The organism is Aeromonas sp. 84A (genome assembly GCF_051919345.1).
Lineage (GTDB): Bacteria > Pseudomonadota > Gammaproteobacteria > Enterobacterales > Aeromonadaceae > Aeromonas > Aeromonas veronii.
The window spans coordinates 180001-203224 of sequence record NZ_JBQBEW010000001.1; the positions used below are offsets into that span (position 1 = coordinate 180001).

25 protein-coding genes (1 of these 25 cut by a window edge) are annotated in these 23224 nt (G+C 60.9%); 10 read left to right on the forward strand and 15 right to left on the reverse strand.

The window, feature by feature from the left end:
- Positions 1-2358: the 5' portion of a DNA polymerase I gene (gene polA / locus ACTG20_RS00870; RefSeq protein WP_194494478.1), read on the reverse strand. Its footprint begins 408 nt before the window's first position; 2358 of the gene's 2766 nt are visible here — the first part of the coding sequence; the start codon lies at positions 2356-2358; its stop codon lies beyond the left edge, outside the window.
- 400 nt (positions 2359-2758) lie between these two features.
- Between polA and elbB the strand changes: the two genes are divergently transcribed.
- Complete coding sequence (gene elbB / locus ACTG20_RS00875; RefSeq protein WP_088868159.1) at positions 2759-3409, forward strand: isoprenoid biosynthesis glyoxalase ElbB; 651 nt, start codon at positions 2759-2761, stop codon at positions 3407-3409.
- Between the two features lie 72 nt (positions 3410-3481).
- Here elbB and ACTG20_RS00880 read toward each other — a convergent pair whose 3' ends face one another.
- The 4 genes from ACTG20_RS00880 to fieF all read right to left on the reverse strand — a co-directional run bounded on the left by ACTG20_RS00880 (position 3482) and on the right by fieF (position 6938).
- The gene (locus ACTG20_RS00880; protein WP_005339554.1) at positions 3482-3691 is read right to left on the reverse strand and encodes a cell division protein ZapB; all 210 of its coding nucleotides are present in this window, start codon (positions 3689-3691) and stop codon (positions 3482-3484) included.
- Between the two features lie 246 nt (positions 3692-3937).
- Complete coding sequence (locus ACTG20_RS00885) at positions 3938-5218, reverse strand: hypothetical protein (RefSeq protein ID WP_194494477.1); 1281 nt, start codon at positions 5216-5218, stop codon at positions 3938-3940.
- A 20-nt stretch (positions 5219-5238) separates the two neighbouring features.
- Complete coding sequence (gene cysE / locus ACTG20_RS00890; protein WP_005339552.1) at positions 5239-6018, reverse strand: serine O-acetyltransferase; 780 nt, start codon at positions 6016-6018, stop codon at positions 5239-5241.
- Positions 6019-6026: 8 nt separating this feature from the next.
- Positions 6027-6938: a cation efflux pump FieF gene (gene fieF / locus ACTG20_RS00895; protein ID WP_194494476.1), complete on the reverse strand. Its 912-nt coding sequence runs from the start codon at positions 6936-6938 to the stop codon at positions 6027-6029.
- An 85-nt stretch (positions 6939-7023) separates the two neighbouring features.
- On the opposite strand from fieF, the gene ACTG20_RS00900 reads away from it, so the two are divergent.
- The 3 genes from ACTG20_RS00900 (at position 7024) to trmL (ending at position 9610) form a co-directional block, all read left to right on the forward strand.
- Complete coding sequence (locus ACTG20_RS00900; RefSeq protein ID WP_005339549.1) at positions 7024-7719, forward strand: response regulator; 696 nt, start codon at positions 7024-7026, stop codon at positions 7717-7719.
- Positions 7701-9071, forward strand: coding sequence for an ATP-binding protein (locus ACTG20_RS00905; RefSeq protein WP_005339547.1), 1371 nt, complete (start codon positions 7701-7703; stop codon positions 9069-9071). The genes ACTG20_RS00900 and ACTG20_RS00905 overlap by 19 nt, the downstream gene beginning before the upstream one ends.
- Positions 9072-9145: 74 nt before the next feature.
- On the forward strand, positions 9146-9610 hold the full coding sequence (gene trmL, locus ACTG20_RS00910) for a tRNA (uridine(34)/cytosine(34)/5-carboxymethylaminomethyluridine(34)-2'-O)-methyltransferase TrmL (RefSeq protein WP_064335101.1): 465 nt from the start codon (positions 9146-9148) through the stop codon (positions 9608-9610).
- A 13-nt stretch (positions 9611-9623) separates the two neighbouring features.
- Here trmL and dinF read toward each other — a convergent pair whose 3' ends face one another.
- The 4 genes from dinF to lexA form a co-directional block, all read right to left on the reverse strand.
- Positions 9624-10985, reverse strand: a complete 1362-nt coding sequence (gene dinF / locus ACTG20_RS00915) for an MATE family efflux transporter DinF (RefSeq protein ID WP_194494475.1) — start codon at positions 10983-10985, stop codon at positions 9624-9626.
- A gap of 2 nt (positions 10986-10987) precedes the next feature.
- Positions 10988-11614 carry an SCO family protein gene (locus tag ACTG20_RS00920; RefSeq protein WP_150997314.1) on the reverse strand — a complete coding sequence of 209 codons (627 nt, stop codon included), beginning with the start codon at positions 11612-11614 and terminating at the stop codon, positions 10988-10990.
- Between the two features lie 210 nt (positions 11615-11824).
- The gene (locus ACTG20_RS00925) at positions 11825-12040 is read right to left on the reverse strand and encodes a hypothetical protein (protein ID WP_019446524.1); all 216 of its coding nucleotides are present in this window, start codon (positions 12038-12040) and stop codon (positions 11825-11827) included.
- Between the two features lie 483 nt (positions 12041-12523).
- On the reverse strand, positions 12524-13147 hold the full coding sequence (gene lexA / locus ACTG20_RS00930) for a transcriptional repressor LexA (protein ID WP_005339540.1): 624 nt from the start codon (positions 13145-13147) through the stop codon (positions 12524-12526).
- 204 nt (positions 13148-13351) lie between these two features.
- On the opposite strand from lexA, the gene plsB reads away from it, so the two are divergent.
- Positions 13352-15775 carry a glycerol-3-phosphate 1-O-acyltransferase PlsB gene (gene plsB / locus ACTG20_RS00935; RefSeq protein WP_058057057.1) on the forward strand — a complete coding sequence of 808 codons (2424 nt, stop codon included), beginning with the start codon at positions 13352-13354 and terminating at the stop codon, positions 15773-15775.
- Between the two features lie 69 nt (positions 15776-15844).
- Here plsB and ubiA read toward each other — a convergent pair whose 3' ends face one another.
- Together ubiA and ACTG20_RS00945 are read right to left on the reverse strand one after the other, a co-directional pair.
- On the reverse strand, positions 15845-16714 hold the full coding sequence (gene ubiA / locus ACTG20_RS00940; protein WP_005339536.1) for a 4-hydroxybenzoate octaprenyltransferase: 870 nt from the start codon (positions 16712-16714) through the stop codon (positions 15845-15847).
- A complete protein-coding gene (locus ACTG20_RS00945) occupies positions 16711-17247 on the reverse strand; it encodes a chorismate--pyruvate lyase family protein (RefSeq protein ID WP_005339534.1) in 537 nt (178 codons plus the stop codon). Before ACTG20_RS00945 ends, ubiA begins: the two co-directional genes overlap by 4 nt.
- A gap of 145 nt (positions 17248-17392) precedes the next feature.
- On the opposite strand from ACTG20_RS00945, the gene ACTG20_RS00950 reads away from it, so the two are divergent.
- Positions 17393-17827 (forward strand): flagellar basal body-associated protein FliL, encoded by a 435-nt coding sequence (locus ACTG20_RS00950; RefSeq protein WP_005339527.1) that lies wholly within the window; start codon positions 17393-17395, stop codon positions 17825-17827.
- Positions 17828-17939: 112 nt separating this feature from the next.
- A complete protein-coding gene (locus ACTG20_RS00955) occupies positions 17940-18104 on the forward strand; it encodes a hypothetical protein (RefSeq protein ID WP_005339525.1) in 165 nt (54 codons plus the stop codon).
- Positions 18105-18124: 20 nt separating this feature from the next.
- On the opposite strand, the gene ACTG20_RS00960 is transcribed toward ACTG20_RS00955, so the two are convergent.
- The 4 genes from ACTG20_RS00960 to ACTG20_RS00975 form a co-directional block, all read right to left on the reverse strand.
- Positions 18125-18457: a DUF2799 domain-containing protein gene (locus ACTG20_RS00960; protein ID WP_047434106.1), complete on the reverse strand. Its 333-nt coding sequence runs from the start codon at positions 18455-18457 to the stop codon at positions 18125-18127.
- A gap of 137 nt (positions 18458-18594) precedes the next feature.
- The gene (locus tag ACTG20_RS00965; RefSeq protein WP_005339521.1) at positions 18595-18720 is read right to left on the reverse strand and encodes a hypothetical protein; all 126 of its coding nucleotides are present in this window, start codon (positions 18718-18720) and stop codon (positions 18595-18597) included.
- Between the two features lie 73 nt (positions 18721-18793).
- Positions 18794-19774 (reverse strand): acrylyl-CoA reductase (NADPH), encoded by a 981-nt coding sequence (acuI, locus tag ACTG20_RS00970; RefSeq protein ID WP_439987413.1) that lies wholly within the window; start codon positions 19772-19774, stop codon positions 18794-18796.
- Positions 19775-19806: 32 nt separating this feature from the next.
- The gene (locus ACTG20_RS00975; protein WP_219265408.1) at positions 19807-20829 is read right to left on the reverse strand and encodes a LacI family DNA-binding transcriptional regulator; all 1023 of its coding nucleotides are present in this window, start codon (positions 20827-20829) and stop codon (positions 19807-19809) included.
- A gap of 251 nt (positions 20830-21080) precedes the next feature.
- Here ACTG20_RS00975 and ACTG20_RS00980 point away from each other — a divergent pair, with 251 nt between their 5' ends.
- From ACTG20_RS00980 to ACTG20_RS00990, 3 genes are read left to right on the forward strand one after another with little or no spacing between them, the layout of a single operon-like run.
- Positions 21081-21524, forward strand: coding sequence for a PTS sugar transporter subunit IIA (locus ACTG20_RS00980; protein WP_330125723.1), 444 nt, complete (start codon positions 21081-21083; stop codon positions 21522-21524).
- Between the two features lie 35 nt (positions 21525-21559).
- Complete coding sequence (locus ACTG20_RS00985; RefSeq protein WP_005356014.1) at positions 21560-21847, forward strand: PTS sugar transporter subunit IIB; 288 nt, start codon at positions 21560-21562, stop codon at positions 21845-21847.
- 51 nt (positions 21848-21898) lie between these two features.
- Positions 21899-23158 (forward strand): PTS ascorbate transporter subunit IIC, encoded by a 1260-nt coding sequence (locus tag ACTG20_RS00990; RefSeq protein WP_042030406.1) that lies wholly within the window; start codon positions 21899-21901, stop codon positions 23156-23158.
- The last annotated feature ends 66 nt before the right edge of the window (positions 23159-23224 follow it).

Genomic DNA, 23224 nt, shown 5'->3' on the forward strand with positions numbered 1-23224 from the left:
GCGTTCGAAGTAGAGATCCATGTACTTCTGCGCTTCGGCACGACCGATCCCCAGCTGCTTGGCCAGACCGAAGGCACTCATGCCGTAGATAAGGCCGAAGTTGATCGCCTTGGCGCTGCGGCGCATGTCGGTGGTGACCGCATCGAGCGCCACGCCGAACACCTCGGCGGCAGTCGCCTTGTGGATGTCCTTGCCCTCGGCAAAGGCGGTCAGCAGCCCCTTGTCACCGGAGAGGTGCGCCATGATGCGCAGCTCGATCTGGGAGTAGTCCGCCGCCACCAGCTTGTAACCGGCGCTCGGGATAAAGGCCTGACGGATCCGACGCCCCTGCTCGTTGCGCACAGGAATGTTCTGCAGGTTGGGATCAGACGATGACAAACGGCCCGTAGCCGCTACCGCCTGATGATAGGAGGTGTGTACCCGACCGGTCCGGGGCTTGATCATCAACGGCAACTTGTCGGTGTAGGTGGACTTGAGCTTGGCCAGACCGCGATGTTCCATCAGCAGTTGCGGCAGCTCATAGGTCTCCGCCAGCTCGGCCAGCACCTCTTCTGCGGTGGATGGTGCACCCTTCGGAGTCTTTTTGATGATCGGCAGGCCCAGCTTGGTGAAGAGGATCTCCCCCAGTTGCTTGGGCGAGGAGAGGTTGAACTCCTGCCCGGCCAGCTCATGGGCCTGCTTCTCCAGCTCCGCCAACCGCAGCTCGATCTCCTGACTCTGCTGGTGCAGCAACTTGGGATCGATGGTGGTGCCGAGCAACTCCATCCGCGCCAGCACTGGCAGCAGCGGCAGTTCGATCTCGCTGAACACCTTGGCGAGACCCGGTACGGCCTCCAGCTTACCCCAAAGAGTCTGGTGCAGACGCAGGGTGATGTCGGCATCTTCCGCCGCATAGGGGGCAGCCTGCTCCAGCTCGATCTGGTTGAAGGTGAGCTGTTTCACCCCTTTGCCCGCGATATCTTCAAAGGAGGTAGTCTCGACCCCGAGGTAACGCTTGGCCAGCGAATCCATGTCGTGGCGGCTGGCGGTGGAGTTTAGCACGTAGGATTCCAGCATGGTGTCGTAAGCGATACCTTGCAGATCGATGTCGTGGTTGAGCAGCACGTTGCGATCGTACTTGAGATTCTGCCCCACCTTGAGACGGGTCGGATCTTCCAGCAGCGGTTTGAGCTTGCCCAACACCACGGCCTCGCTCAGCTGTACCGGCGCCCCCAGATAGTCGTGGCCAAACGGTACATAGGCGGCCTTGCCCGGCTCAACCGCGAAGGAGACGCCGACGATCCGCGCCTCCATATAGTCAAGATTGGTGGTTTCGGTATCGAAGGCAAACAACGGTGCCGCTTTCAGCTGTTCCAGCCAGCCGTCAAACTCGGCTTCGTCCAGAATGCAGCGGTAGTCGGTTTCGATGGCGGCAACCGGAGCGGCGCTCTCATCGCCAGCTTCGTCCTGTCCGGCGCTCTCGCTGCCCTCTTCACCACCGGATTCCAGCTCCTTGATCAGGTTGCGCAGCTCGTATTCGCGATAGACCGCCAGCAAGGACTCCTTGTCGACCGGCTTGAGCAACAGCTCTTCCAGACTCTGTTCCAGTTCGACGTCGGTCTTGATGGTCGCCAGTCGATAGGAGAGACGAACCTGCTCCTCCTGCTCGCGGAACTTGTCGGCGAACGCCTTGGAGCCACGGAAGCCGAGCGCAGCTACCTTGTCGAGGTTGGCGGCAATCTCGTCGATGCTGCCAATCCCCTGCAGCAGAGCCAGTGCGGTCTTCTCGCCAACACCGGTCATACCGGGAATGTTGTCGACCTTGTCACCCATCAGGGCCAGATAGTCGATGATGAGCTCGGGCGGTACGCCGAACTTCTCGATCACCCCTTCCCGATCGGTCTTCACATCTTTCATGGTGTCGATCAGGGTGACATGGTCGGAGACCAGCTGCGCCATATCCTTGTCACCGGTGCTGATCAGTACCGGCAGCTGCTTCTCGGTCGCCTGGCGGGCCAGGGTGCCGATCACGTCGTCGGCTTCAACCCCTTCAACCATCAGGAAGGGGAAGCCCATCGCCTTGATCATCTGGTGGATAGGGGCAACCTGGCTGCGCAGATCGTCCGGCATGCTGGCACGGGTCGCCTTGTACTCGGGATAGATGTCGTCGCGGAAGGTCTTGCCCTTGGCATCAAACACCACGGCCACATGACAGTCAGGATATTGCTTACGCAGGCTGCGCATCATGTTGGCCATGACACGGACGGCGCCGCTCGGCAAACCGGTCGATGTGCGCAGATCGGCCTGCTGGGAGGCGAAGAAGGCGCGGTAAAGATAAGAGGAGCCGTCGACCAGAATAAGGGGGTTGCTAGGGGCCATGAAATCGTCCTGCCAGAGATAAACAGCCGCTAGGATGCCACAGGGCCCCCCTCACACCAAGGGGCGCAGCAACAGCACACAGCGCCTGATAAAGGGACTCAATCTGTGGATAACTCTGTGTTCAAAAATGGGACGCATCAGAGCGCACAGTGATAAAACTGTGCATAAGAATACAAAAACCCATTAAAAACAATACATTGAGATCGTAAAAACCGATCGCGAGACAGTTAGAATGATCTCGATCAATGTGGAAAAAGATTTAAGGGAGTAGGTACGGCAGGATCCAAAACGAAACAATCCTAGCACAGCAAGATGACTTGACCAGCGGAGGGCGAGCGATAACCATACAAAAGTACAACAATCCATCCTGGCTCACATTTTCAACAACGAGGAGTTTGCCATGAAAAAAGTGGCCGTGATTTTGAGTGGCTGCGGTGTCTTTGACGGGGCCGAAATCCACGAGGCGGTCATCAGCCTGCTGGCGTTGGCCCGTCAGGGAGCCGCCGTCCAGTGCTTCGCCCCGAACGTGGCGCAGCTCCATGTCATCAACCACCTGACCGGTGAAGTGAGCGAGGGAGAGAGCCGCAATGTGCTGGTCGAAGCGGCCCGCATCTGTCGTGGCCAGATAAAGAATGTGGCCGAGCTGGATGCGGCCGATTACGACGCGCTGCTGGTGCCCGGCGGCTTTGGCGCGGCCAAAAACCTGTGCGACTTCGCTATCAAAGGAGCCGAGTGCCAGATCCAGCCCGATGTGCTGAAAGCGTGCCAGAGCTTTGCCAAAGCCAACAAACCGGCCGCCTATATCTGCATCGCACCCGCCATGATCCCGCTGATCTATGGTGCCGGGACGCTGGCGACCATCGGCCATGACGAGGGTACCGCCAACGCCATCGAGGCGATGGGGGGCAGCCATCTCAACTGCCCGGTCAACGAGTTCGTAGTGGATCAGGAGCGCAAGGTGATCTCCACCCCCGCCTACATGCTGGCCAACAATATTGTCGAGGCGGCAGACGGCATCGAGAAGACGGTCAAGCAACTGCTGGCGCTGTAATCTTCACCCTGCCAAAAACAGACGGGCCGCTCATGGAGCGGCCCGTTTTCAATTCTGCCTGAAGGCAATGAATTAGATGGTTTCGCCCATCTGATCCATTTTACCCAGCAGGGCACGCAGACGCTCCTGCCATGCAGTGTGCTCGTTGCGCAGCTGATGGTTCTCGTCTTGCAGCTTGCTGTTCTGCTCTTTCAGCTCGTCCAGCTCCATCTTCAGCAGGGAGATGTTGTCGACGGCGGATTGTACTTTGGATTCGAGTTGCTCAAGGACTTCTAGTGACATATGCATACCTGTTTGTTCAATTGCGATGCCCCACAGAGGGCGATTCAAGCGCGTGAAGCCAGCATACCCCGAGCGCATCGGCACAAACAAGCCAGTGCGCTGTAAAATGCGCCTTCCATAGATGTATTGTCTAAATATGCGTCTATTTTTCTCGCATCCTGCGCCCGAGCCGCGACAACACACTGAACCGTGCGTAAAAGACCCCGCCGCCCGCGCATCATTTGCACCCTCTCGACGGCACCGCCGTTATCCATGCAAGGCGATATAAGCCCCCAGCAACAGACAGGCGACGACATACATCAGCAGGCCGTAGAGCAGGTTCCAGCGCAGGATCAGCCCGGCACTGAGGTTGTAGCGGGAGGCCAGCGCCAGATTGGAGCCGGAGAGCGGGCTGGTGCCGGTGGCAAGCCCCCACCCCAACAGGAAACACATGCCGAGCAGGCTGGGATCCGGCGCCAGCGGCCAGAGCAGCGGCGCCAGCCCGGAGATACTGATGAGCGGATGCACCCCGACGATGGCTACCAGCAGGATCAGCAGCAGAGTGAGGGATGCTTCGAGCCAGCCAAAGTGATTGAACAGCGGCAGGCCATGACCGGCACCGAGATCGATGACCGACAACGCACTGTTGATGCCTGCCGCCAGCAAACCGGCCCCCAGAAACAGCACCAGCTGGCCACCGATGGCGGGGAAGCGCTCCACCACCTGCCGCTTGAGGGCCGCCTTGCGCCCGACCCTCGGCATAAAGAGCAGCGCCAGCAGCGGGGCCACCAGCGCGATCACCGCCAGAATGCCGAGCTGGGGCCAGATCTGCTTGATGAGCAGTACCAGCAACGCCAGCGTGACCGGCAACCCCAGTGTCTGCAGCCGCAGCGGATAACCGGCAAAGTCGGCCACTCCGATCCGCTCCACCTGCCAGGCGGTCAGTCCCATCGCCAGCAAGGCGGCGAGGATCCCGAACGGCAAAATATGGGAGAGCTGCAAGCCCGGCGCATAGGTGAGCGCCACCGCCATGGCGACAAAGAAGGGTGACCAGAAGGCGGCGGCACAGAAGATCCGGCTCAGCACCATCACCTGACGCCGCTCCAGGGTGCCATTGCGCTCCAGCCGATCGCCGATGATAAAGAGCACCGAGAGGTTGATGACGGCCCCCAGCAGATTGAGGCTGGCCATTGTGCTCCACAGACCTTTACGCCCAGTCCAGGAGGTGGTGCCGGTCAAGAGACCCGAGGTGGCGAGGTTGAGGGTGCTCACCGCGGCAAACATGGTGAGCATATTGATGTTGGGCAACAGCCAGTCACCGGCGGTGAGGGGCGCGCCCTGCCACCAGGAGAAGAAGAGCAGCAACAGCGCCGCGCCATACAGGGCCAGCACCTGCCGCTTGGCGGCACCCACCAACCAGGGCCAGGTGAGCAGTGACGCCCCCCAGGCCGCAATGGCCGCAGGCCAGGGGGAGAGCCCCAGATAGAGATGCAGCAGGTTGAGCAGCCACATCCCCAAAATCAGATAACCCGACCAGCGTTTGGCCATCGACTACTCCGGCCGGGAGATCAGAGACACTGATCCATATCCAGTGAAGGCTTGTCGCACTCCGGACGGCCGACGATCTTGGCGGGTACGCCAGCGACCGTGGTATGAGGCGGCACCGGGTTGATCACCACGCTGCCCGCGCCAATTTTGGCACCCACACCAACTTCAATATTGCCGAGCACCTTGGCGCCCGCCCCTATCATCACCCCTTCGCGGATCTTGGGATGGCGATCGCCGCTCTCCTTGCCGGTACCGCCAAGGGTAACGCTCTGCAGGATGGAGACATCATCTTCAATCACCGCCGTCTCGCCCACCACTATGCCGGTGGCATGGTCGAACATGATCCCCTTGCCGATGCGGGCGGCCGGGTGCACATCCACCCCGAACACCACCGAGATCTGGTTTTGCAGATAGAGCGCCAGCGAGCGGCGCCCCTGACGCCACAGCCAGTTGGCGACCCGATAGCCCTGCAGGGCATGGAACCCCTTGAGATAGAGCAGCGGAGTGGAGAAGAGATCGACCGCAGGATCGCGCTCCTGCACGGCGCAGATGTCGGCCGCCACTACCGTCAGCAACTCGGGCTCGCTGCGCAGGGCCAGCTCGATCACCTCGCGCAGGGCGATGGCAGGCATGGTGGCGCTGTCAAGTTTGTTGGCCAGCTGGAAGCTGAGGGCCGAACGCAGATTCTTGTGATTGAGAATGGTGGAGTGGAAGAAGCTGGCCAGCATCGGCTCCTGGGCCGCCATGCACTCCGCTTCTTGCTGAATTTTGTGCCAGGTTTTGGCAACCAGTTCATCCATGTTGCAGCCTACTGTTGTTCTGGGTGAGGGCTCTGTTGTTCTTTTGTCAGCACCGAGATGGGGTCCATGTGGATGATGACATCCATCCGCTCGAATGCCTGGCGTACCGCCAGTTCGGCTTCATCGGCGATCTGATGGGCCTTGACCAGGGGGATCTGATCATCCAGTTCAAGATGCAACTGTACGAATCGGGTCGGCCCGGATTGACGGGTGCGCAGGTCATGTACGCCGTGTACACCTTCTACGGCACAGCAGAGCGCCATTATTCTCGCTTGTTCTTCCGCTGGCAACTGACGATCGAGCAGGGCCTGCACCGACTCGTAGCCGATGTGCCCGGCCCCCCACAACAGGAACAGCCCGATCAGGATGGCAAACAGGCCGTCGGCCCAGTACCACCCCTGCCCCGCCAGCACCAGCGCCAGCAAGACACCGGTATTGAGCAGCAGATCGGAACGGTAGTGCAGCATGTCGGCCTTGATGGCCACACTGTTGGTCTTGCGAATAACGAAACTCTGGAAGCTGACCAGCAGCAGGGTCAGCACGATGGATCCGCCGCTGACCCAGAGACCCGCCTCCAGCCGCAGGATAGGCGCCTGATTGAGCAGGGATGAAATTCCGTGCATCACCAGCAGCAGGGCGGAGCCGGAGATAAAGGCCGACTGGATGAGGCCCGCCAGCGACTCCGCCTTGCCGTGACCGAAACGGTGTTCTTCATCGGCGGGGGCCAGCGCATAGCGAATGGCCAGCAGGTTGATGATGGAGGCACTCACATCCATAAAGGAGTCAGTCAGGGATGCCAGCAGGGTCGACGAGTCGGTCATCAGCCAGGCGATCAGTTTGCCGATGATCAGCAGGGTAGCGGTGGTGACCGCCGCTATGCTGGCAAAGGTCACCCAACGGGAATATTGTTGATGGCTCAAAACCGGCTTTCCTCTGGCGATGAAAAACTTATTATACCCTGACCCCGGCGTCAGTTTGGCGCGAAAATCTGCGGAATAACACCAGATGAACAGAATACTCCTGGTCGACGACGATCTTGAATTGACCCAACTGCTCACCGAAATTCTGACCCTGGAGGGATTTCAGGTCACGGTCGCCGAGGATGGTGAAGAGGGGCTACAACGGCTGGCGGAGCAGAGCTTCGATCTGGTGTTGCTGGATGTAATGATGCCCAAGCTCAACGGCTTTGCCATGCTGACCAAGCTGCGCAAGACCCACGATACCCCGGTGCTGATGCTGACCGCCCGCGGTGACAGCCAGGATCGGGTCAACGGTCTGGAAGCGGGTGCCGACGACTATCTGGCCAAGCCATTCGACGACAGGGAGCTGCTCGCCCGGGTACGCGCCATCCTGCGCCGCACCCAGAGCGCCCCGCCCCAGCGCGGCAACTCCTCGGACGAAGTGCACTTCATGGATATCGTGCTACAACCCGGCTTGCAGCAGGCCCGCTGCGGCGAACAGCTGCTGGAGCTGACCGCCACCGAGTTTGGCCTGCTGGAGTGCCTGCTGCGCAATCCCGGCCAGATTGTCAGCAAGAGCCACCTCTCCGAGCAGGTGCTGGGCAAGAAACTGGAGCCCTTCGATCGGGCCATCGACATGCACCTGAGCAACCTGCGCAAGAAGCTGCCGGACCGCACCGATGGCCAGCCCCGCTTCAAAACCGTACGGGGGCGCGGTTACCTGTGGCTAGAGCAAGAATAGAGCGTATCAACTCCCTCAACGGGATCTCGACCCACATCTTCCTCTGGTTCTGGTTCATGCTGCTGGTGATGCTGGCCGCCGTGATCAGCCTGCCGACCCTGGATCCCCGCAACCAGATCCCGCTGCCGACCCACGAAGTGGCGCGGATGCAGAACAACGTGCAGGCCCTGCTCAACGCCGCCGAGCCGGATCAGGATTTCGATCTGGCCAAGGCGATGGACAAGATCGCCATGCTGCCGGTGGACAACGTCTACCTGCGCGACGAGAAGGGGCAGATCCAGTCCACCACCCATCCGCGCAAGTTCGTGGTGCGCTTTATGGTGGATGCCGATGACCCGGCCAATCCCATGCTGGGCAACGAGGATCGCAAGGCGATCGCCGGCCCCTTCCTGATGGAGCACCACGGCCATCGCTATCACGTCTATTTCGGCCTCAATGCCGAGAACCCCTACCTGTTCCTGTTTATTCAGGTGCTGGATCACCCGATCCGCATTCTGGGCATCTCGATGCTGGTCAGCACCCCGCTCTGTCTGCTGCTCGCCTGGCGGCTGACCCGCCCCATCCTGCAGTTGCAGAAATCGGTCTCCCAACTGGCGGCTGGCAATCTGGAGGTACAGATCCCCAACCTGGGACGGGGTGACGAGATCGGCCAGCTGGCGGACAACGTCAGCCGCATGGTAGAGACGCTCAAGAGCATGATCCAGAAGCAGAAACAGCTGCTCTCCGATATCTCCCACGAGCTGCGCAGTCCCCTCACCCGGATGCAACTGGCGCAGGCGCTGATCCGCCGCAAGCAGGGTGACAGCGCCGAGCTGGCGCGGATCGAATCGGAGATCGGACGGCTGGACAAGCTGATCGGCGATCTGCTGGATCTGTCGCGGGTACAGCAGCATGTAGAGGCACCGGTGGTGCACCCGCTGGCCGACCTGCTGGAGCCCATCCTCGAAGATGCCATGTTCGAGGCAAACCAGAGCGGCAAACAGCTCAGACTGCCGCCACTGCCCGCAGAGTCGATCCAGATGTGGCCCGAGCTGCTGGCCCGGGCGGTGGAGAACCCCCTGCGCAACGCCCTCAAATATGCCCGCGAGTTCATCAAGGTGGACTGGTATCGGGAGGGGCAGGAGTGGGTGATGACCATTCGAGATGACGGCCCCGGGGTGCCAGACGAGCAGCAGGCGCTGCTGTTCCAGCCCTTTTTCCGGGTCGATGATGCCCGCAACGCCAAGACTGGCGGCACCGGGCTGGGGCTGGCCATCGCCTCGGAGGCGATCCAGCGCCACGGCGGCACCATTGCGGCCAGCAACAATCACCCGACCGGGCTGACCATCACCATCCGCTTGCCCATCGCCTGATCCTTTTCATCCGGACGGGCGCTGGGTATGCTGGCGCCCCTTCTTGGCTTTACACCTCTTTGCAGGAGCTCGTCATGCTCGATATCGTCCTCTACCAGCCGGAAATTCCGCCCAACACCGGCAATATCATCCGGCTCTGCGCCAATACCGGTTACCGGCTCCATCTGATCGAGCCACTGGGGTTTGAGTGGGATGACAAGCGGGTAAAGCGGGCGGGACTCGACTATCACGAGTTTGCCGAGGTGAAGCGCTGGCCGAACTATGAGGCTTTTCTGGCCGCCGTGGCGCCCAAACGGGTGTTTGCCTGCACCACCAAGGGGCGCACCGCGCACTCGGCAGCACAATATGCCCTTGGCGACGCCCTGCTGTTTGGCCCGGAGAGTCGCGGCCTGCCCATCGAGATCATCGAGAGTCTGCCATTCGAGCAGCGGCTGCGCATCCCTATGGTGCCCCAGAGCCGCAGCATGAACCTCTCCAACGCGGTGTCTGTATTTGTCTACGAGAGCTGGCGCCAGCTCGGCTACGACGGTGCCATGTAAGCGCCACCGATGATCAGTGGCGGGCGTCGAGCAGATGCCCGCTGCGCTCCAGCCGCCAGCAAGTGACCCCCAGCGACAGACCGCGCCCCACCATCAGCGCCGCCATCGCCGCCCATAGCGCGGCCACGCCCCACGACTGACAGAGCCACCAGATCGGGAAGAAGCCGCCAAACGCGGCCAGCAACATGCTGTTGCGCATCTCCCGCGCCCGGGTCGCCCCGATGAATACGCCATCCAGCAGGAAGCACCAGACCGCCAGCAAGGGCATGGCGATCAGCCAGGGAAGCTGACGATTTGCCTCCGCCACCACGGCCGGAATGTCGGTGATATAGCCGATAAGGTGGGCACCGAAGAGGGCAAACACCAGGGTAAAACCACTGGCAATGAGGGCGGCCCAGCCCAGATTGAGCACAATGGCCTCCCGCAGTTTCTGCCGATCCCGCTGACCGATGGCTCGTCCTACCATGGCCTCCACCGCATAGGCAAAACCATCGAGTCCGTAGGAGATGAGCATCAGGAAGTTGAGCAGCACCGCATTGGCGGCCACCGCCACATCCCCCAGTCGTGCCCCTTGCAGAGTCATGAAGGCGAAACAGAGCTGCAAACAGAGGGAGCGCAGGAAGATATCGCGGTTGAGGCCGAGCAACCGCACCATGGGCGCAAGCTGCCGCCAGCGCTGCCAACCATCCTGCCACACCGTCGGCGCCAGTTGCCGCAGCTGACGGCGTACCAGCCAGATCCCGACCGCCAGCGCGCAGTAGTCCGCCATGACCGAGGCCGCCGCCACACCCCGCACCTGCCAGCCGAGCCCCAGCACAAACAGGGCATCGAGCGCCATATTGACCAGATTGGTGAGGATCAACATCACCATGGGGCTGCGGGCATCCTGCATCCCCAACAGCCAGCCCATGACCACCAGATTGCAGAGCGCCGCCGGGGCGCTCCAGATCCGCACCGCCACATATTGGCCCGCATAGAGCTGCACCTCGGGCGAGCCGCCACTCAGGGCGATCAATCGCGGCAACAGGGGGAAGAGCAACAGAAGCAGCATCAACCCCAAGGCGATAGCCAGCCCCAGTGCCCGCAGCAGGGTATCGAGCTGGGCACGACCATCGGCGGCGCCGTGCGCCTGCGCCGTCAGCCCGGTGGTCGACATCCGCAAAAAGCCGAGCAGCCAGAAGATGAGGTTGATCAGGGTCGCGCCGACCGAAACGCCCCCCAGAAACCAGGCCTGACCGAGATGACCGATCACCCAGGTGTCCACCAGCCCCAGCAAGGGGGTGGTGATATTGGAGAAAACCATGGGCAGGGCGAGCGCAAACACAGCGCGGTGGCGAGAGGGATCTCGCCACCAGGGGGCAACAGCTGGGGTCACGCTCAGTGGCCTGTCAGCTTCAGGATGCGGGAGAAGTCAGAGAGCATGGTGGCCATCTGCACTCTGGGCACCTGACCCGGCGCCACCTGCGGACGGAATACCGCCTGCAGCTTGCCCTTGGGATTGATGAGCACGATGGAGGCGGAGTGATCGATCAGGTAATCCTTCTCCCCCTGATTGGCGATGGAGTAGATGAGCCCCAGATTGCGCACAAACGGGAACAGCTTGTCGTGGGGGGCGGTAGCCGCCTTGAACTCGGGATTGAAGAAGGCGGTATAGGTCTTGAGACGTGGAATATCATCACGCTGGGGATCCGCCGAGATAAACACCACCTGACTGTCGGGCGCCATCTTCTTCAGCTGGTCATAGACGGAGCGCATATCTGCCAGGGTGGTGGGGCAGATATCGGGGCAGAAGGTGTAACCGACAAACAGGAAGGTCCAGTGCCCCTTCAAGTTGGCAGGAGTGAACGGCTGGTTGTCCGCATCGGTAAAGGCGAAATCATTGATGTCCCGCCCCGCCGGATAGTAGTCAGCCTGTTCCGGCTGCTCTGGCTGCGTGGCGTAGAACACCAGGATCAGGCAGGCTGTCAGCAGCAGAAAGAGCAGGGGATAGCGGAGCTTCATCATAACAAGAGACCCTTTCAGTTCGAGGCAGATGGCCAGCAGTGACCGGACAAGAGGGGGGCATTGTACCCCAGCGAGCCGCCAAGGTGGTTCAACCTTGTGCAACGCCCTGTCAGGAGTCGACCATTTGGCATAATTAATCGCCAGTTGCGGCCATAAAAAAACCGGCCCCCTCGGGTGCCGGTTATGGATGGATTTGTTTGTCTCTTCTGCTCAGGGGCGAGCGTTACGCCCCTGCTGCAACATCTTGCCGATGGCCCGCACGCCGATGGGAATCACGGGGGCCAGCCAGCCCTCTTCCCCCTGGCGATCACCGTGACCACGCTTGAACAGCAGCACCAGACGCACCACCTTCTCTTTCGGGCATCCCAGCCAGAGCGTCCAGTGCGAACCACGATGGTGCAGCCAGAGACCGTAAAACCAGGTCATCCGGCTACCTTTGACGAAACGGGTGATTGACGATTCCGCTGGCGCAGCCCCAGCCTCTGAATCCCATGGCGATCTTGATGCCATACCAGTCCTCCTTGACCGACAGGTCATGTTGCTTCGTCGGCCTGAACTGGGAACAGGCCCGTCACGACTATCTGCAACCATTACGAGTGGTCCCCTTTGCCCGACAAGGCTCGGGATCTCCCCACTCCCCCTTCATATCCCGTGAAGGTGTACTGCCCGATTCTCGTTGTTACCGGCCCTCCCGTCCTGCGCATTGCGATGGTCAGAGGGAGGTGCCAAGCCCAGTCTCGGCGACAGGGCACTGATCTGAGCATATATCTGAAATGGATGATTGGTAGCCGGTCACGCAGGACAAAAATGCCGCCGCCGATGATCTGTTTGATATGACAGGGAAAGTGCGCCAGAAACAGCACGGCCTCTCGAAGGAGGCCGTGTGGCAAACGCAGTTGGCGGGGATGATTACATCCAGTCAGCGTTGCGGATCACCCCGACAGCCAGCCCCTCGATGGTGAGCTGCTGGCAGGAAAGATCCACCTCGATGGGGGAGAGCTCTTCATTCTCCGGCAGCAGCCATACCTGACTGCCCTTGCGCTGGAAGCGCTTGACGGTGACATCCTCATCGAGACGGGCGACCACTACCTGACCGTTGCGCACCTCCTGGGTCTTGTGCACCGCCAGCAGATCGCCATCCAGAATGCCGATGTTCTTCATGCTCATCCCCTGCACCCGCAGCAGAAAATCTGCGCGCGGATGGAACAGGGCGGGATCAACCTGATAGTGGCTCTCGATATGCTCCTGAGCCAGAATGGGTTCACCGGCGGCCACCTTGCCGATGAGCGGCAAGCCGCTCTCTTCCAGCACCTCTTCCTCTTCGAGCAACAGGCGAATGCCGCGGGACGTGCCCGGCATGATCTCGATGACCCCTTTTTTGGCCAGGGCCTTCAGATGTTCTTCGGCCGCATTGGCCGACTTGAAACCAAGCTTCTGGGCAATCTCGGCACGAGTCGGCGGCATACCGGTCTCGCTCATGTTCACCTTGATCAGCTCCAGCACTTCGGCCTGGCGGGGGGTAAGGGGTTTCATAGAATTGGCACCTGTCTTTTTATACAGCACACTGGCAGTATATACAGTGCAGTGGCCAAGGCAAGGCGCAGCTGACATTTGTCGCGACCAACCCCTCATTTACTGCTGTTTTGATCCTGCGCAGCCGACTCATCGTACCTCTCGGCGACAAGGGGCTGTCGATTTGCTATGCTCACGCCGCATTTTTTTGGAGAGCAGACGCACATGTCCCTAGGACAGAAGATTTCCAGAGCCATCTTGCAATGGCCGGTCAGCGGCTTGGTCAATCACAAGAGCCTGCCGGAAAATCCCATCACAGAACTCAATCTGGATCCGGCCAGACCCATCGTCTATGCCCTGAAAACCAGTTCGATCACCGACCTGATGACCTTGCAGCAGTGCTGCGAGGATCTCGGTCTGCCCGGACCCTTCACGCCGCTGGAACTGAACGGCCAGCTGCTGCCGCGCTATGTCTGTCTGGACCGTCCGCCTCCCCTGTTTGGCAAACGCAGCAAGCCGCTGCCCTTCCTGCAGGAGTTCCACCAGTTGCTGGATCTGCACAAGCAGGATCCCGAACTGGATATCCAGGTGGTGCCCGTCACCCTGTTCTGGGGCCGCGCTCCGGGTCGGGAAGGGGAAGAAGCCTCCGGCCTCAACATCATCAGCAGCCTGGCGCCGAACCGGCTGAAGAAGGCGCTCATCGTGATCCTCAAGGGTCGCGAGAATCTGGTGCGCTTCTCGCCACCCCTCTCCCTGCGCTACATGGCGGACAAACACGGCACCGACGAGGCGATCGCCCACAAGCTGGCACGAGTGGCCCGCACCCACTTCAGCCGCCAGCAGCTGGCCGCCACCGGCCCGAAACTGCCGAACCGCAACCTGCTGTTCAAGCAGCTGCTCGACTCCGCGGTGATCCAGCAGGCGATTGAAGAGGAGGCCCAGCGCGAAGGGATCAGCCTCGAGAAGGCGCAAAAGCGTGCCCATGGCTACATGGACGAGATCGCCTCCAACTTCTCTTACCGGCTGATCCGCCTGGGCGAGAGCTTCCTCGGCTGGCTGTGGAACAAGCTCTACCGCGGTTTGTCGGTCAATGGCGCCGAGAAGGTACGCCAGCTGGCCCAGGAAGGGCACGAGATCGTCTACGTCCCCTGCCACCGCAGCCACATGGACTACCTGCTGCTCTCCTACGTCATCTACCACCAGGGGATGGTGCCGCCCCATATCGCGGCAGGCATCAACCTCAACTTCTGGCCGGCGGGCCCCATCTTCCGCCACGGCGGCGCCTTCTTCATTCGCCGCACCTTCAAGGGCAACCCGCTCTACAGCACGGTATTTCGTGAATACCTCAACCTGCTGTTTGCCAAGGGTTACTCAGTGGAGTTCTTCACCGAGGGTGGCCGCTCCCGTACCGGCCGTCTGCTGCCGCCCAAGACCGGCATGCTGGCGATGACCCTGCAGGCAATGATGCGCGGGCTGGACAGGCCGGTCACTCTGGTGCCGGTCTATCTGGGCTACGAGCACGTGATGGAGGTGAACACCTACCACAACGAGCTCAAGGGGAGTCGCAAGGAGAAAGAGAGCTTCCTGCAGGTGCTCGGCATCCTGCGCAAGCTGCGCAACTACGGCCGTGGTTTCGTCAACTTCGGCGAGCCGCTGACTCTCAACAGCTACCTGAGCGAACACATCCCCGACTGGAAAAAGCACATCGGGGAAGAGGAGCGTCCGGAGTGGATGGCGGGCACCGTCAACAATCTGGCCGAACTGCTGATGACCCGCATCAACGGCGCGGCCGCGGTCAACGGCCTGACCCTGAGCGCGCTGGCGCTGCTGGCTGCCGAGCGCCACGCCCTGACCCGCGACGAATTGCAGGCCCAGCTCAACACCTATCTGGATCTGCTCAAGGCGGTGCCTTACAGCCCGCAGAGCACCATTCCGGATGAGGATGCCAAGACCCTGCTGGATCAGGCGATGGAGCTCAACAAGTTCGAGGTCAGCGAGGACAAGCTGGGGCAGATCATCAGTCTCGACCGCTATCAGGCGATCCTGCTGACCTACTACCGCAACAACATCCTCCACCTGTTTGCCATGCCCTCTCTGGTGGCGGCATTGATCGAACGGTGCGAGGGGATCTCCCGCAGCGAGATCATGGCCCGCTGCATCGACATCTATCCGCTGCTCAAGACCGAGCTGTTCCTGCGTTATGAAGAGGAGGATCTGCCGGCGCTGGTTGACAGCCTGCTAGACGCCCTGCAGACCCAGCAACTGATCGAGACCCGCGATGACGGCTACTGGGTCAATCCGGCCAACCAGATGCGCCTGCTGCTGCTGGCGGAGAGTATTCAGGAGACCCTGCAACGCTACGCCATCGTGCTGACCCGGGTGCTGGCCCAGCCTCATATCGAGGCGGAGCAACTGGAAGCGGACGGCCTGATGATGGCAGAGCGCCTCGGCACCCTGCACGGCATCAACGCCCCCGAGTTCTTCGACCAGAAGCTGTTCAGCACCCTGATCCACACGCTGCGCAAAGAGGGTTACCTCTCCCCAGAGTGCAAGCCGGATCTCGGCCGCTTCCAGGCGCTGGCCGACAACATAGTGCCGCTGCTGAGCAACAAGATCCGCCGCACCATTCAGGCGGGCAATCAGCTCTGATCTGCAACGCAAACAAAGAAGGCCGCATCATGCGGCCTTCTTTTTTATCGGAGTCTGCGCGGGAACAGGTCACGCCAGCAGGTAATCGAGCACCAGACCGGCAAACACCAGCGCCCCCACATAGTTGTTGTTGAGAAACGCCTGGAAGCAGGCTTCCCGCTGCCGCTCGCGAATGAGCCGCTGCTGATAGACAAACAGCACCGCCGCCCCCAGCAATCCCCAGTAATACCAGCCCCCCAGCGTCATCAGCTGCCCGACCGCCAGCAACAGCAGCAGTGTCGAGAGTTGCAGTGCGCCGATGATCCGCTTGTCGTAACGGCCAAACAGGATGGCGCTGGATTTGAGGCCGATCTTGAGGTCGTCATCCCGATCCACCATGGCGTACTGGGTGTCGTAAGCCACGGTCCAGAGCAGGTTGGCGAAGAAGAGCAGCCAGGCCACCAGCGGCAGGGCATCCGCCTGCGCCGCATAGGCCATCGGGATCGACCAGGAGAAGGCCATCCCGAGCACCAGCTGAGGGTTCGAGATAAAGCGCTTCATGAAGGGGTAACTCACCGCCAGCAGCAGGGCGACAAACGACAGACCGATGGTGAGCGGATTCATGGTCAGCACCAGACCAAACGAGATAAGCGCCAGCACGAAGAAGAGCGCCAGCACCTCCCACGGTTTGACTCTGCCCGTGGGCAAGGGGCGACCAGCGGTGCGTTTGACATGACCGTCGAAGTTGCGATCCGCATAGTCGTTGATCACGCACCCTGCCGAGCGCATCAGAAAGACGCCGACCACAAACACGGTCAGCACCCAGAGATTGGGCAGGCCACCAGCGGCCAGCCAGAGCGCCCACAGGGTTGGCCACAGCAGCAGCAGAGTGCCTATGGGTTTGTCGACGCGGGCCAACTGCATATAGGCAAGTCCCCGCTCCTTGGTTAACAGATTCACTCCAGCTCCTTGTCACAGACGAGAGAGGGCAGAAACAGCTCGTGCACCAGCAGTGGCCACTGCCCCAGAAACAGACGGGAACGACGCCCCCAGACAGTGGCGGCCGGGCAACGGGGATTGGCGGCAATATCGAAACGGGCCAGCTGCAGGTGATCGCGGCGGGCAGGCTCATGGCCAAATACCCGTTCACCCAGCGGCTGCTCACCAAGCTCGGCAATGCCGCTCCCTTGCAATGCGTCATCGGCAAACAGGGTCCAGCCCAGCACGGCGGGCCCACGATCCCCGTGCAGGATCACCTCGCGGCAGGTACCGGCCGGCGAGGCCGAATCCACCAGCCACTGCTCATCGGCAGTAAGGGCGACCGGGTGATTGCCCAGCCACTCCACCGAAAAGTGGCGATTGTGCTGACGCAGACGCCGGGTCATGGAGCCGGGCTCCAGCAGCCAGGGACGCAAGCTGGCGGGCAATTCGCAACATTCGGGGGCCAGCCACCCGCTTAACGGCGTGAGGGGAACAGTCAACTCGGACTTCACAGCTTCACCATCCAGAGATTTCCGTGTTCAGGTTAAAATCCGGTTTATTATCCGTAAATCAATAGCGAAATGTAAGAACATCCGTGCTTGACGGCCCCGATGGCAACATCAAAAATGGGTTATCTCTTGCTGATGAGCCATCTATATGAAGATCTTCAAAATTCTGCTGGTGTTGTTACTGAGCTGTGGCGCCCTGCAGCAGCAAGCTCTGGCTGAAGATGAGCCGCCCGCCGAGGGCGCAGAGGGGGCTGCCAAGCCTGGTTTCTCCTACCATGCACTCGATCCCGACATCATCACCAACTACCTGAGTGATAGCAAAACCCTCGGTTATATCCGGGTCACGGTAGAGCTGATGGCGGAAAACGAAGCCGACCTCAAGCTGCTGGAGCAGCATGACCCGCTGATCCGCGATGCCATCATCCGTCTGATTGGCAGCAAAAATGCCGATCAAGTGAAGTCCCTGACCAACCGAGAAGAGCTGCGCAAGGAGTGCGAGACAACCGTCAACGAACTGCTGGTGAAAGAGACCGGCAAGAAAGCGGTGCGCGAGCTCATCTTCACCAAGTTCCTCTACCAGTAATCCTTCCCGAAACAATCGCTTATTGGCATATCGGCCAATAAGCGAGCTTTGCCGGTTTATTCGAAATGAAAATCGATTACAATACGGCCGTCAAGTCGTAGAGGTAGTCGTTATGGGCAGCAAAACCCTGTGTGAATGGCGCCGTCACGAGATCCCCACCGATCTCAAGGCGCTGAGAAAAATCGTGCGCAAACCCAAGTTTGTCTGCAGCAAGTGCGCCCGCAGTGCCAATGACAAGGGTTACCTCTGCCAGCCGCTGCGTTTGAAAGAGGAGTAACGCCCCTCCCTGTCAGGGCGTTATTGATCGGTCCACCCCTGACGCCCCTGTTCGAACAATCTGCGTGCCTGGGTATCATTCGGGCAAACGCCGCGATACTCCTCGCCTGAGCGGCCAGCCAGATAGAGATGCTCGGGGCGGCAATACCATGCCAATCCCTTCTGATGTCCCTGCTTCCACAGTTCGGCATCCACCTTCTTGCCACATTGCCCCTGATGGAACTCGATCCGCTCGGTGGTGAAGCCCAGCTTGCCATCCGCCTCCCCAACCTCACTCCACACCTTCTCGCAAGGGTCATCGTTGGAGACACAGCCACCCAGCAGGGCAGCCAACAATATGATGGAGAGTCGCATAGTCATCCTTGAGCGTCATTTGGGCAGTTCATTCTACCCAGCGCCCCGCCCCTGACCAAGGACGAACGCTCAGCCATGTGAGCGCGGCAAAAAAATCAGGCGGGCCCAAAGCCCGCCTGTTCGTTCAATGCCGTGGTTCACTGGTCATCGAAAGTGTCATCATCCTGCCAGCTTTCATCTTCCCACTGATCCAGCTCTTCTTCCCAGGAATCCGGCTCCCAATCATCATCAGAGGAGTCGTAATCCGGCTTGTGTCCACCCATCTTCACTCTCCTTGGATAGTTCACCCGCAATCCAATTCTATCCGGAAATGTCGGGCTCGCCAGTCGTCAGAGTTCAAAGTTTGACCAGAGTGCGCCCCGCGATTTGACCCAGCGTGATGGCCTCGGCAGCCTCGACCACCTGCTCCAGCCCGATCTCGGTGACCGCCTGAGCAAAGAAGCTGGCTGGCAGATCCCGTGCCAGTCGCTGCCAAGCCAGTTGACGACGTGCCAGCGGGCAAATCACCGAATCGACCCCCTGCAGCCGCACATTGCGCAGGATGAAGGGCATCACACTGGTAGGCAGATCAAAGCCGCCCGCCAACCCACAGGCCGCCACGGCGCCGCCATAGTTCATCTGGGCCAGCAGCTTGGCCAGCACCTGACTGCCGACGGTATCGATGGCCCCGGCCCACAGCTGCTTCTCCAGCGGTTTGGCGGGCACCAGCAGTTCGCTGCGCGGCACGATGCGGCTGGCACCCAGCGCAGTGAGCATGGCGCCCTGCTCTTCGGGCCGACCGGTCAGCGCCGCCACCTGATAGCCAAGGGCTGCCAGCAGGGCAACCGAGGTGGCCCCCACGCCACCCGCAGCGCCGGTGACCAGCACCTCGCCACTTGCGGGAGTAATGCCCGCCTCTTCCAGCGCCAGTACGCAGAGCATGGCGGTGAGACCGGCGGTACCGATGCACATGGCCTGCCGTTCATCCAGCCCGGCGGGCAGCGGCACCAGCCAGTCGCCCTTGACCCGCGCCTGTTCGGCCATGCCGCCCCAGTGCCCTTCGCCCACACCCCAACCGGTCAGCACCACCTTGTCGCCGGGCTGATAGCGGCTGTCGGCAGACTCGAGCACGGTACCGGCGAAATCGATGCCGGGCACCAGCGGCCACTGACGTACTATCTTGCCCTTGCCCGTGATCGCCAACCCGTCCTTGTAGTTGATCGAGCTGTAAGCGACCGCCACCCGCACCTCACCTTCCGGCAACTGGCTCTCGGCCAGCCGGGTCAGAGTCGGAACAGTCTTGCCGTCTTGGTTTTCCAGTAACAGAGCCTTGAACATGGTTGCCTCTTTGATGACATGTGAAACGGGGATCAGCTGCTTTGACGCTTTTGCAGTTGAAAATCGAGAGCCAGCGCAGTGCCCATCACGGGCTCCCCGGCCAGTTGGCGCAGGATCAGCTCGGCAGCCTCCTGTCCCATTTTGCGATAGGGGATCTTGACCGAAGTAAGGGTCGGATAACAGGCGCGCGCCACATCCAGATCGTCAAATCCGGCGATGGCGAGTTTGCCCGGCACATTCAAATGGCGGCGCTGGCACTCGAACAGCACCCCGGCCGCCAGTTCATCGTTGACGCAGATCAGCGCGTCCAGCTCGGGCCAGCGCAGCAGAAATTCACCCAGCATGGTGGCGCCGGTGCTGAAACTGGGCCGCTCAGAGGTGTTGATGATGGCATCGGGGGAGAGGTAGTTGTCGAGCAACGCCTTCTGCCAGCCCTGCATCCGCTGTTGCAGCATCCACTGCTCCTGACGGGCACAGAGAAAACCGATATTGCGGTAGCCCCGCTCGATCAGGTGGCGGGTGAGCTGATAACCGGCATCGAAGTTGGAGACCCCCACATTCATGTCGATGGGGCTGCGGGCCATGGCACCCACTTCCACCACCGGCAGGCGGGAGGCTTTCAGGCGGGTACGGATCGTCTCGCCGGGATCGCCACCAAACAGCACCACCGCCGCCGGATTGTGCTGCAAAAAGCTGGTCAGCAGGCTCTCTTCCTGCTGTTTCAGATGCTGGGCATCCCCCAGCATGATCTGGTAACCCTCCTCGAGCAGGGTCTGTTGCAGGCCAGCGATCATCTCGCCACAGCCCGCTTCCGCCAGACTCGGGACGATCACTGCGATGGTCTGGGAAGTCGCAGAGGCCAACGCCCCGGCGGCCCGATTGGGGATATAGCCGAGCTCTTCCACCGCAGCTTCGATGCGCTCGCGCATCCTGTCGGAGACCATCTCCGGCGTGCGCAGGGCACGGGAAACCGTCATGGCCCCCACACCAGCCAGCTGGGCCACATCGTTGAGGGTCACCCGACCCGTGCTACGGCGCTTCTTTGCTTCTGACATCCATCCCATCCTCGACTTGCGGCTGCTCACTTTAAGGCAAAAGAGCGCCACTGACCATTTGCTCAAGGCCGATTCTACTCTCTTTCCCCCACAATGAGGGCAGGATGACTCCCGTTAATGGGTGAAGTGATAGCGCTATCACAGTTTGATGTTAGCGCTATCTGATAGCGCTAACTTTCGCGATCACCCTCACAGTTTCACCACCGCAAGATCGATAGATTGGCGCCATCATAACTAGCCGGATCACCACCATGCTGACTCAACTGCTGACCGAGGATGTCATCCGCATCGAACCCGCAGCCCGCGACTGGCGTCACGCCATCGAGCTGGCGACGGCGCCCCTGCAGGCCAATGGCACCATCGAACCCTCCTACGTGGCGGCGCTGTTTCGCTCTCATGAAGAGCTCGGCCCCTACTACGTACTGGGCCCCGGTCTGGCGATGCCCCATGCCCGCCCCGAAGACGGCGTCAACCGGCTGGGTCTGGGGCTGACCGTCATCAGGCAGGGGGTCAACTTCGATTCCGAGGGCAACGACCCGATCCGGCTGCTGATCACCCTGGCCGCCAGCGACAGCAACTCCCACGTGGAGACCATCGCCCAGCTGGCCGAGCTGTTTATGAATGAAGAGGACGTGGCGGCCATCATCGCGGCCGACACCAAAGACGACATCCTGCGCATTCTGGCGCGCTACTGATCTGCGCCACGGCGCACCTGACAGAGGAAGAGACAATGAAAATTCTGGTTGTATGCGGTCACGGTCTGGGCACCAGCCTGATGATGGAGATGAGCATCAAGAGCATCCTGAAAGAGCTGGCAGTCACCGCCGAAGTGGATCATCGCGATCTGGCCTCCGCCGGCAGCGAAACCGCCGAGATCTTTGTCGCCACCCGCGACATCGCCGAACAGCTGCAATCCATGGGGGTCAACGGCCGTCTGGTGGCCCTCGACAACATGGTCGACAAGGCCGCGATGAAAGAGAAGCTCGCCACCGCCTTGCGCGAACTGGGCGCCCTCTAAGGATCCTCCATGCGGCCTGCGGGCCGCATCTTCCATTGCCAGGAGCTGACCATGGAATTTTTCAACTTTCTGATGTTTGACGTGCTGTCCGAGCCCGCCGTGCTGGTCGGCCTGATCGCGCTTATCGGCCTGATTGCCCAGAAGAAACCGGTGACCGAGTGCATCAAGGGCACGGTCAAGACCATCATGGGTTTCGTCATTCTGGGGGCCGGTGCCACTCTGGTGATCAACTCGCTGGGTGACTTTGCCGTTATCTTCCAGCACGCCTTCGGCATCAAGGGGGTCGTCCCCAACAACGAGGCCATCGTCTCCATCGCCCAGACCTCGTTTGGCAAGGAGATGGCGATGATCATGTTCTTCGCCATGCTGGTGAACATCCTGATCGCCCGCCTGACCCCGTGGAAATTCATCTTCCTGACCGGTCACCACACCCTGTTCATGTCGATGATGGTAGCGGTGATCCTCTCTGCCGGCGGCATGAGTGGCGTGCCGCTGATCGCGGTGGGCAGTCTGGTGGTCGGCGTCGCCATGGTCTTCTTCCCGGCCATCGCTCACCCCTTCATGAAGCAGATCACCGGCTCCGATGACGTGGCGCTGGGCCACTTCTCTACCTGCTCCTACGTGCTCTCCGCCCTGATCGGCGCCAAGTTCGGCAACAAGGCCCACAGCTGCGAAGATGTACAGGTGCCCAAGAGCCTGCTGTTCCTGCGCGATACCCCGGTGGCCATCTCCTTCACCATGGGCATCATCTTCCTGGTGACCTCCGCCTTCGCCGGCCCCGAGTTTGTCTCCAGCGTCGCCAAGGGCAAGCACTGGTTCATGTTCTCCCTGATGCAGTCCATCACCTTCGCCGCCGGTGTCTACGTGATCCTGCAAGGTGTGCGGATGGTCATCGCCGAGATCGTACCGGCCTTCAAGGGGATCTCCGACAAGCTGGTGCCGAACGCCAAGCCGGCTCTCGACTGCCCCATCGTCTTCCCCTACGCCCCCAACGCCGTGCTGATCGGCTTCCTGTCGAGCTTTGCCGCCGGTCTGGTGGGGATGGCGCTGCTCTACGCCATGGGCCTGACAGTCATCATCCCGGGCGTGGTACCGCACTTCTTCGTCGGCGCCGCTGCCGGGGTGTTCGGCAACGCCACCGGTGGTCGTCGTGGCGCGATTTTGGGTGCCTTCGCCAACGGCCTGCTGCTGCTCACCATTCTGCCGGTGTTCCTGCTGCCGGTGCTGGGCGACCTCGGTTTCGCCAACACCACCTTCAGCGACTCCGACTTCGGTGTGGTCGGCATCCTGCTGGGGCTGATCGTTCGCTAATTCCGGCCACCGCCAAAAACAAAACGGAGCGCATCGCGCTCCGTTTTTTATGGCTGAGATGTATGA

What these genes read in the sequence shown, in the direction of transcription:
- elbB (WP_088868159.1), top strand. Translation starts at nt 2,759, where the DNA reads ATGAAAAAAGTGGCCGTGATTTTGAGTGGCTGCGGTGTCTTTGACGGG.
- ACTG20_RS00880 (WP_005339554.1), bottom strand. Translation starts at nt 3,691, where the DNA reads ATGTCACTAGAAGTCCTTGAGCAACTCGAATCCAAAGTACAATCCGCC.
- ACTG20_RS00885 (WP_194494477.1), bottom strand. Translation starts at nt 5,218, where the DNA reads ATGGCCAAACGCTGGTCGGGTTATCTGATTTTGGGGATGTGGCTGCTC.
- cysE (WP_005339552.1), bottom strand. Translation starts at nt 6,018, where the DNA reads ATGGATGAACTGGTTGCCAAAACCTGGCACAAAATTCAGCAAGAAGCG.
- ACTG20_RS00900 (WP_005339549.1), top strand. Translation starts at nt 7,024, where the DNA reads ATGAACAGAATACTCCTGGTCGACGACGATCTTGAATTGACCCAACTG.
- trmL (WP_064335101.1), top strand. Translation starts at nt 9,146, where the DNA reads ATGCTCGATATCGTCCTCTACCAGCCGGAAATTCCGCCCAACACCGGC.
- ACTG20_RS00920 (WP_150997314.1), bottom strand. Translation starts at nt 11,614, where the DNA reads ATGATGAAGCTCCGCTATCCCCTGCTCTTTCTGCTGCTGACAGCCTGC.
- ACTG20_RS00925 (WP_019446524.1), bottom strand. Translation starts at nt 12,040, where the DNA reads ATGACCTGGTTTTACGGTCTCTGGCTGCACCATCGTGGTTCGCACTGG.
- lexA (WP_005339540.1), bottom strand. Translation starts at nt 13,147, where the DNA reads ATGAAACCCCTTACCCCCCGCCAGGCCGAAGTGCTGGAGCTGATCAAG.
- plsB (WP_058057057.1), top strand. Translation starts at nt 13,352, where the DNA reads ATGTCCCTAGGACAGAAGATTTCCAGAGCCATCTTGCAATGGCCGGTC.
- ACTG20_RS00950 (WP_005339527.1), top strand. Translation starts at nt 17,393, where the DNA reads ATGAAGATCTTCAAAATTCTGCTGGTGTTGTTACTGAGCTGTGGCGCC.
- ACTG20_RS00955 (WP_005339525.1), top strand. Translation starts at nt 17,940, where the DNA reads ATGGGCAGCAAAACCCTGTGTGAATGGCGCCGTCACGAGATCCCCACC.
- ACTG20_RS00960 (WP_047434106.1), bottom strand. Translation starts at nt 18,457, where the DNA reads ATGCGACTCTCCATCATATTGTTGGCTGCCCTGCTGGGTGGCTGTGTC.
- ACTG20_RS00965 (WP_005339521.1), bottom strand. Translation starts at nt 18,720, where the DNA reads ATGGGTGGACACAAGCCGGATTACGACTCCTCTGATGATGATTGGGAG.
- acuI (WP_439987413.1), bottom strand. Translation starts at nt 19,774, where the DNA reads ATGTTCAAGGCTCTGTTACTGGAAAACCAAGACGGCAAGACTGTTCCG.
- ACTG20_RS00975 (WP_219265408.1), bottom strand. Translation starts at nt 20,829, where the DNA reads ATGTCAGAAGCAAAGAAGCGCCGTAGCACGGGTCGGGTGACCCTCAAC.
- ACTG20_RS00980 (WP_330125723.1), top strand. Translation starts at nt 21,081, where the DNA reads ATGCTGACTCAACTGCTGACCGAGGATGTCATCCGCATCGAACCCGCA.
- ACTG20_RS00985 (WP_005356014.1), top strand. Translation starts at nt 21,560, where the DNA reads ATGAAAATTCTGGTTGTATGCGGTCACGGTCTGGGCACCAGCCTGATG.
- ACTG20_RS00990 (WP_042030406.1), top strand. Translation starts at nt 21,899, where the DNA reads ATGGAATTTTTCAACTTTCTGATGTTTGACGTGCTGTCCGAGCCCGCC.